The organism is Pseudocitrobacter sp. 73 (assembly GCF_008369545.1).
GTDB lineage: Bacteria > Pseudomonadota > Gammaproteobacteria > Enterobacterales > Enterobacteriaceae > Pseudocitrobacter > Pseudocitrobacter vendiensis.
The window spans coordinates 1-333 of the sequence record NZ_VTZO01000092.1 but is presented as its reverse complement, the minus strand read 5'-3'; the positions used below and the strand labels follow the sequence as shown (position 1 = coordinate 333).

The window sequence follows — 333 nt, the reverse complement described above, 5'->3', positions numbered from 1 at the left end:
CCCTGCGCGGTCACTCCAACATTCAGGGTCTGACCGACCTTGGTTTACTGTCACAAAGCCTGCCTGGCTACATGACGCTGCCAAGCGAGAAACAAACCGACCTGCAAACCTACCTTGCCGCCAACACGCCTAAACCGCTGCTGGAAGGCCAGGTGAACTACTGGGGCAACTACCCGAAATTCTTCGTCTCGATGATGAAAGCCTTCTTTGGCGACAAAGCGACGAAAGAGAACGACTGGGGCTTCGACCTGCTGCCTAAGTGGGACAAAGGCTACGACGTTCTGCAATATTTCGAGATGATGAATCAGGGTCTGGTGAACGGCTATATCTGCC

At 53.8% G+C, this 333-nt stretch carries 1 pseudogene; it reads left to right on the top strand.

The window, feature by feature from the left end:
* Positions 1–333: pseudogene (locus F0Q32_RS25930) on the top strand (formate dehydrogenase); the annotation flags it as partial.